The sequence below is a fragment of the Anaerotruncus sp. 1XD42-93 genome, from assembly GCF_009917605.1.
GTDB lineage: Bacteria > Bacillota > Clostridia > Oscillospirales > Ruminococcaceae > Anaerotruncus.
On record NZ_QZEG01000007.1, the window covers coordinates 100,435 to 107,821 of the forward strand.

The window sequence follows — 7,387 nt, forward strand, 5'->3', positions numbered from 1 at the left end:
TCTTTCCAGTTTGCATCCTCCTCTTTTTAGTCCCAGTTCCAGCGATCCACATTGTTGACGATCGACCAGCCATGTCCATGTGGATGAACCTTCTGTTCCGCAACCCGCAGCCCGTCCCGGACCCAATAAAGATGGTCGATGTTCACCAGCCAGACCCATGGGATATCCCCCTGCTGGGTCACACCGGTTTCCCCGTCCCACTGGGCAGCCTTCCACAAGCTGTAAGCCTCCTCAAGGGAATCCGCCGCGAGCGCAGCGTCCATATAGCGGTCGACCCTGCTGTTAAAATAGGGGGAGTAGACCGCCGACTCTCCCTCCGGCCTGCTATGATAGATGTTGTACAGCTCCATCGGCGTATGCGCACCCCATCCCCATGCAAGCGGCTCGGAAAGTGCGCGGTCGTAAGCGGTATCCCACCCAACCCCCTCCAGGACCGCTTCGATCCCCAGCTTTGCGAGCTGGTTGGAAAAATCCGCGGACAACGCCTGCCTCACCGAATCCCCCGCCGGATAAAGCAGGTGGAAGGATGCGCGCACCCCGTCCTTCTCCCGGATACCATCGGCCCCTGCTGTCCAGCCTGCATCGTCGAGCAGCCGGGCGGCAGCATCCGGATCGTATGGTACCTCGGACGCCGGATTGTACCACGGCATCCGGTCGCAGACGCTGTAAGCCGGTGTTCCATAGCCGTTCAGAACATTTTCGATCATCTCCTGACGGTCCACCCCGATATTGATTGCGCGCCGCACCGCAAGGTCACCGGTCACCGCACTGCCCACCGGCACGCCATCTTCCTCCGGAAATACGCCCGGATACTCCGCCGGGAGGTTGAATCCCCGGTTATCCACCGTCTCGACCGCCATCAGCTGGTAGCCCGAAACCTTCTGGTCCGCATACGAAGCCGCCGTATACGCCAGATCAACCTGTCCCGCCTTTGCCGCCAGAAACGCAGCATCCTCTTCCATAAACAGGATCGTCACCCGTTTCATACGGGGCTGCTCGCCATAATAATCGGGATTTGCCTCAAGTACCACCTGCTGCCCGCGGTCCCACTGCCTAAGCAGGTACCGTCCTGAACCGATTGGCTGCTGCCCGTAGGTGGACGGTTCATAGGCGTGCTCGGGCAGAATCCCCACAACTGCCATCGTGTAGGGCCAGATCGAAAACGGTTCCGACATATGAAACAACACCGTCGTATCCCCAACCGCTTCGGCATGGTCAAGCATTGTGAAGTCATTGACCGAACTGCCCGCCTTAACCGTATTATAGGTGAACGCGACATCCGAGGCGGTCAGCTTTTCCCCGTCCGAAAACCGGACGTCATCCCGGATTTCCACCGTCCAGAGCATCCCGTCCGCACTCGCATCCACTGCAACTGCCAGGTCATACCCAATCTCAAGGTCTTTGCCGGTCACCGTCAGGGTGCTTTGGATCAGCGGTTCATGCACGTGCTCGCCCGCACCCCAGCCATAAACCGGGTCGAAGCCCGCTTCCGGTTCGGAGTTCGGCCCCATTGCCACCACAACCGTATCCTTTTCCACAGTCCCCAAAACCGACGAGACACTGTTCTGGGCTGCGCAGCCGGATACCAAGAGGCAGGCGGTAAATATGCCTGCAAAAATCTGTTTTAACAAATGTATTCACCCTTCCAGGACGCAAAAAAGCGCCACGAATCAGGCGGCATCTGCTGCGCCGCACTGTACCTTCATGGCACCTGCTATTTTATCTTCTATTATAATAGTATAAGGAAAAACCGGCGATCTGTCAAGCCGCGCCCGGCCATATAAATTCCCCAAAGGATTTTTAAAATTTTTTTGCAAAACCACTTTAGATAGCGTCTACACGCGTTAAATACGTATACGCCATCTAAGAACCTGTATTCATAACCATTCGACACCGTCTGAGCGGGTCTTTTGCCGGCCTGCTGCGTTGAAAAACCTTGCAATACACAAAGTATTGTCTGCGTTTTTTCGCCTTGCAGGACAGCAAAATCCCTCGCCCATCCGGCATCCTCTGATTATGAATACAGGTTCTAAGTTTGAAGCGAATCAAAATACTGAAGTTGAACTGGATGGTACTGGAACAGAAGGACTTGACTTCCAGAAAGTCGTGCTTGAGGCGCAGGAGCCTGCTGCCGGCGCTGCTAAAGCGGCTGTTGCTGATGCGCCTGAAAAGCCGGACTTCAGCGGGGCGACTGCACTCACTTTCGACGACGCAGATGGTAACGGTGCTTCCGCAGATGCTAGCGGTTTGAATGCGGATGCGATCCAGGCGGCGCTTGATGCGGCTGCGGCAGCAGATCCTACTGTGACTGGCGGCAATATCACGATTGAGCTGAATCAGGCAGGTGACGGATACGAGCTGAAAGCTGGCAATGTTCTGCTTGGCAGCACCGGCAATGCAGCAAATAATAGTATCGTTGGCGCAGACAATGCTGGTACGGACAAAGAATTGGTATTCACTACTGCGGATGGTACAGCACTTGGAAAATCCGAGAATATCCAGGCCGCGAACAGCCGTATCCGCGACACCGATATGGCCAAGATGATGATGGAATACACCAAGGTCAACGTGGTTACCCAGTCTGCACAGGCGATGCTCGCTCAGGCGAATCAGCAGCCCCAGAGCGTGCTCCAGCTCCTCCAGTAAGGATTGTTGTAAGCATTTTTCTGTGTCTTTTCTTCAAAACAGCCGGACGGTAAAAACCGTCCGGCTGTTTCCTTTGGGAAATCGCACAAACAAATCTTGAATTGTTTGTGAATTTTTTTGGATTTTCTTGACTTCTCCCCCCTGTTTGGATACAATTCTGTTAGACGGTTAATTATTAGCCGTTTAATTTTTTTATCGCTGAAAGGAGTGTCCGCTTGGAAACGCTATGCGGTATCCTACAGATGGACTGGGAAATCCATGCACTGCAAAAACAGTGCCTCAACAAGCTGCTTTCCGACCGGGGCATCCACTTTGGGCAGCCACCGCTGCTCTTTACCCTGCGGCAGCTTGGAAGATGCAGCCAGAAGGACCTCGCAAAGTCGCTGTGTGTTTCCCCCGCTTCGATCGCCGTGTCCCTCAAGCGGATGGAGAAAGCCGGGTTGATTATGCGGGTGCCTGATCCGGACGATCTGCGCTCCAACCGGATCGAGCTGACCGAAGCCGGCAAAGCCTCTGCCGATTATGCCGAACAGGGGCTTCGGGAGGTTTCGGGCCAGAGCTACTGCGGGTTTTCAGAGGAAGAATTTTCGCTGCTGATGGATTTTTACCGACGTATGCGGCAAAACCTGACCGACTATAAAGAAAAACTGGAGGGATCCGATTGAAACTGCTTTTTCCCTATCTGAAACCTTATCGGAAATCGGTTGTCATCGCCATTCTGTTCATGCTCTTTGACGTGATCTGCGAGATTCTCCAGCCGATCCTGATGTCCAATATCGTTGGCGCCGGCATCCAGAGCCAGAATATCCCCTATATCCTCGGGATTGGCGCTGTGATGCTCCTGCTCGCCGTTTTTGCGATCTTCTCCGGGTTCGGCAATGCGAAACATTCCGCCACCGCAGGCGTAGGTTTTGCCGCCAATCTGCGCAAAGGGCTGTTCACCAAGGTGCAGCAGTTTTCCTTTAAAAATATCGACGATTTTTCTACCGCCTCCCTCGCGACCAGGCTCACCAACGATGTGACCCTGCTGCAAAACTCCGCGATCATGGGCCTACGCATCCTGATTCGTGCACCGCTCATGTTCCTCTTCGGGCTGATGATGGCGCTGCGGATGAATCCCGAGCTGGCGATGATCCTTGTGGTTGCCATACCGGTACTGTTAATCGCGCTCGGGCTGATTATCCGCACTGCATTCCCGCTCTTCAACCAGATGCAGGAGCGGATAGATGGCTTGAACGGCAGCGTTCAGGAAAACCTGACCAATGTCCGGGTGGTCAAATCGTTTGTCCGCCAGCAGTTTGAAAAGCAGAAGTTCCGCACCTCCAATGATGGCCTTACCGATGCATCCCTGCGCGCAATGAATGTTGTCATCCTGAATATGCCGCTGCTCATGCTGGTCATGAACCTTTCTACCCTCTCGGTTATCTGGTTTGGCGGTCAGCAGGTGATCGGCGGATCGCTTGATGTCGCGCAGATGACTGCGTTCATCAACTATATTTTCCATATCCTCATGTCCCTGATGATGCTTTCGATGATGTTCGTGCTCCTTTCCCGCGCGTCCGCATCGCTCAAGCGCGTCACCGAGGTGCTTCGCACCACTGTCGATCTCACCGATTCCATCCATGCCGGGGAATATCCGATCCAGGGTGAGGTCAAATTTGAGGATGTATCCTTCAAATACGATCCCAAGCATCCGGAGAATATCCTGGAGGGCATCAGCTTTGAGGCGAAGCCGGGCGAGGTGGTCGCGATCATCGGCGGGACCGGCGCGGGCAAAAGCTCGCTGATCCAGCTGATCCCGCGTCTTTATGATGTGACCGGCGGACGGGTCTTGGTGGATGGCCGGGATGTGCGTGACTATTCTCTGGACTCACTGCGCGGCCAGATCGGCGTAGTGCTCCAGAAAAACACGCTTTTCTCGGGCACCATCCGCGACAATCTGAAATGGGGCAACCCAAATGCCACCGAGGAAGAGGTGGTCGCCGCGGCGCAGGCGGCGCAGGCACACGAATTCATCAGCAGTTTTCCGGATGGGTACGACACCTGGATTGAGCAGGGCGGTGTCAACGTGTCGGGCGGACAGAAACAGCGGCTCTGCATCGCGCGGGCTATGCTCAAAAAACCGCCCATCCTGATCCTCGACGACAGCACCAGTGCGGTTGATACCGCCACCGAAAGCAGGATCCGGGAGTCGTTCCATACGATGCTGGCGCATACCACCACCTTCCTGATCGCGCAGCGGATCAGCTCGGTGCGGGATGCCGACCGGATCATCGTCCTGGATGACGGGCGGATCGCCGCAGTCGGCACCCATGACGAGCTGATGAAAACCAGCGAAGAATATCAGGAAATCTACTACTCCCAGCAGGAAAAGGAGGCGGATGCATAATGGCTCCTCACAACAAACCCGCTGCCATCCGAAAGCCCAAAAATTTTGGTGCGTCAGTCTCATTTGTCTGGTCCTACCTCAAACGCAGGAAAGCCATGCTCTTTCTGGCCGCGGTTATGGTGGTCGTGAACATCGGCGCATCGCTGGCGGGGACTGCCATGCTCCAGCCGATTATTGATAACTTTTTACAGCCGGTGGAGCAAATCCCGGTTGCCGCGCGGTTTGCCGGACTGCTCAAAGGGGTCCTGACCCTCCTGTGCATCTATCTGGCCGGAGTTTGCGCAAGTTACCTGCAAATCCGCCTGATGCTTTCCGCTACCCAACGTTCGATCAATGACCTGCGAAGGGAGCTGTTCGATCACCTCCAGGACCTCTCGGTCCGCTACTACGACACCCACACCCATGGCGAGATGATGAGCCGGTTCTCGAATGACGTCGATACCCTCAACGACGCGCTTGCCAATTCGCTGACCTCCCTCTTTTCAAGTGTGATTACCCTGGCCGGTATCCTCTTCCTGATGCTGCGTCAAAGCTGGGTGCTCACCCTGCTTACCCTCGCGATGACACCTGTTATGTTCCTCGCGGCGGGTAGCCTGATGAAACGCAGCAGTAAATATTTCGTTGCGCAGCAGGCCAATCTCGGCAAGGTCAACGGTTATGTCGAAGAGATCATAACCGGGCAGAAGGTGGTAAAGGTGTTCTGCCACGAGCAGGACGCGATTGCGGAATTTGACGAATATAACGAGGCCCTCCGCCAGACCGCTACTACCGCACTCACCTATTCTGGCCTGATGATGCCGGTCATGATGAATATTTCCACCATCAATTATGCGCTTGTTGCAATGATCGGCGGCCTGCTTTCGATCTTTGGATATCTGAGCGTCGGCGGGCTGGTCGTTTTCCTCCAGCTCACCCGCCAGTTCTCGCGGCCGATCACCGAGGCTTCCAGCCAGTACAATGCAGTCATCACCGCCATCGCGGGCGCAGAACGGATTTATGAAGTCATGCTCGAACCCGCCGAAGAGCCTGATCCGCCGTATGCCGCTACGCTGGTGCAGGAGGAGCATGACTTTTTCTGGCAGCAGTATGGCGAAGACGGAAAACCATCCGGACGGGTGCCCGTTGCCGGGGATGTGCGGTTCGAGGAGGTCTCCTTTGGGTATGCCCCCGAAAAGCAGATTCTCAAACAGATCTCCCTCTATGCAAAACCCGGCCAGAAGATCGCGTTTGTGGGATCAACCGGTGCGGGCAAAACCACCATCATCAATCTGCTCACCCGGTTCTATGACATCGACCAGGGCAGGATTACGGTCGATGGAATCGACATCCGCAACATCCGAAAAGACAGCCTGCGCGAAGCAATGTCGGTCGTGTTGCAGGACACCCACCTGTTTACCGGCACTGTACGGGAAAACATCCGTTATGGCCGTCTTTCTGCCACCGATGAGGAGGTCGAACAGGCAGCCCGCCTTGCAAGTGCACATTCGTTCATCACCCGCCTGCCCCAAGGCTACGATACCGTGATCGAAGGGGACGGCGCAAATCTCAGCCAAGGCCAGCGGCAGCTTCTGAACATCGCACGAGCAGCGGTTGCAGACGCGCCGATCTTGATTCTGGATGAAGCGACCAGCTCGGTCGATACCCGGACCGAACGCCATATCGAGCATGGACTGGACCGTTTGATGCAGGGGCGCACAACGTTCGTTATCGCGCATCGGCTCTCAACTGTCCGTAATTCCAAAGCTATCATGGTTATGGAACATGGACAGATTATCGAGCGCGGCACCCATCACGACCTTCTCGAACAGAAAGGCCGATACTACCAGCTCTATACCGGCGCGGTTGAACTGGACTGACTACGATCGGTAACTAAAAAAACGACCCTCTCAGGCCGGCACCGCATAGAGCAGTGCCGGCCTTCCTCTTAGAACCTGTTCCGTATTTCTTTATGCAAGGGGGCTTTTTCACTTGCAAAAAGCCCCCTCTTGCCGCTTCGCGGCAATTCACCCGAAAAACGCGCTTCACAGGATAAAGTATTTCGCTCATTGCGATGAGCGACCAAAGGCTCTGCCTTTGGAAACCGCGATTTTTTGGAAAAAATCGAGTAAAACTTTAATTTTGGAAAAAAGCGGCGCCCAGCCCGGAAGGGAGGGGCCTACGGGGAGGGGTCACCGACCCCTCGCCCGTAAGGCAAACTGAGGGGGCGTCGCGCGAAGCGCGCTTCGGGCTGAAAGCCCGAGAAGACCCCCGAAGAAGGGCGCTTGCGCCCCGGAAGTTCGGGCTGGAACCCAAACTTCCGTTGCCTCACTGCCCTTGGAAACCGCGATTTTTTGGAAAAAATCGAGTAAAACT

General features: G+C 55.3%; 4 protein-coding genes and 1 pseudogene. 4 read left to right on the plus strand and 1 reads right to left on the minus strand.

The features are described 5' to 3' along the window. Nucleotides 1–26 precede the first annotated feature (26 nt). Entirely contained in the window at nucleotides 27–1,589 is a 1,563-nt protein-coding gene (locus D5269_RS04800; RefSeq protein WP_243126629.1) for an ABC transporter substrate-binding protein, read from the minus strand. An 898-nt stretch (nucleotides 1,590–2,487) separates the two neighbouring features. Between D5269_RS04800 and D5269_RS04805 the strand changes: the two are divergent. The 4 genes and pseudogenes from D5269_RS04805 to D5269_RS04820 form a co-directional block, all read left to right on the plus strand. Next, nucleotides 2,488–2,646, plus strand: a pseudogene (locus tag D5269_RS04805) (flagellin); the annotation flags it as partial. A 215-nt stretch (nucleotides 2,647–2,861) separates the two neighbouring features. Beyond that, nucleotides 2,862–3,311, plus strand: coding sequence for a MarR family transcriptional regulator (locus D5269_RS04810; protein ID WP_016314903.1), 450 nt, complete (start codon nucleotides 2,862–2,864; stop codon nucleotides 3,309–3,311). Further along, on the plus strand, nucleotides 3,308–5,035 hold the full coding sequence (locus D5269_RS04815) for an ABC transporter ATP-binding protein (protein ID WP_016314902.1): 1,728 nt from the start codon (nucleotides 3,308–3,310) through the stop codon (nucleotides 5,033–5,035). The genes D5269_RS04810 and D5269_RS04815 overlap by 4 nt, the downstream gene beginning before the upstream one ends. Continuing rightward, entirely contained in the window at nucleotides 5,035–6,891 is a 1,857-nt protein-coding gene (locus D5269_RS04820; protein ID WP_120483833.1) for an ABC transporter ATP-binding protein, read from the plus strand. The genes D5269_RS04815 and D5269_RS04820 overlap by 1 nt, the downstream gene beginning before the upstream one ends. Nucleotides 6,892–7,387: the final 496 nt, after the last annotated feature.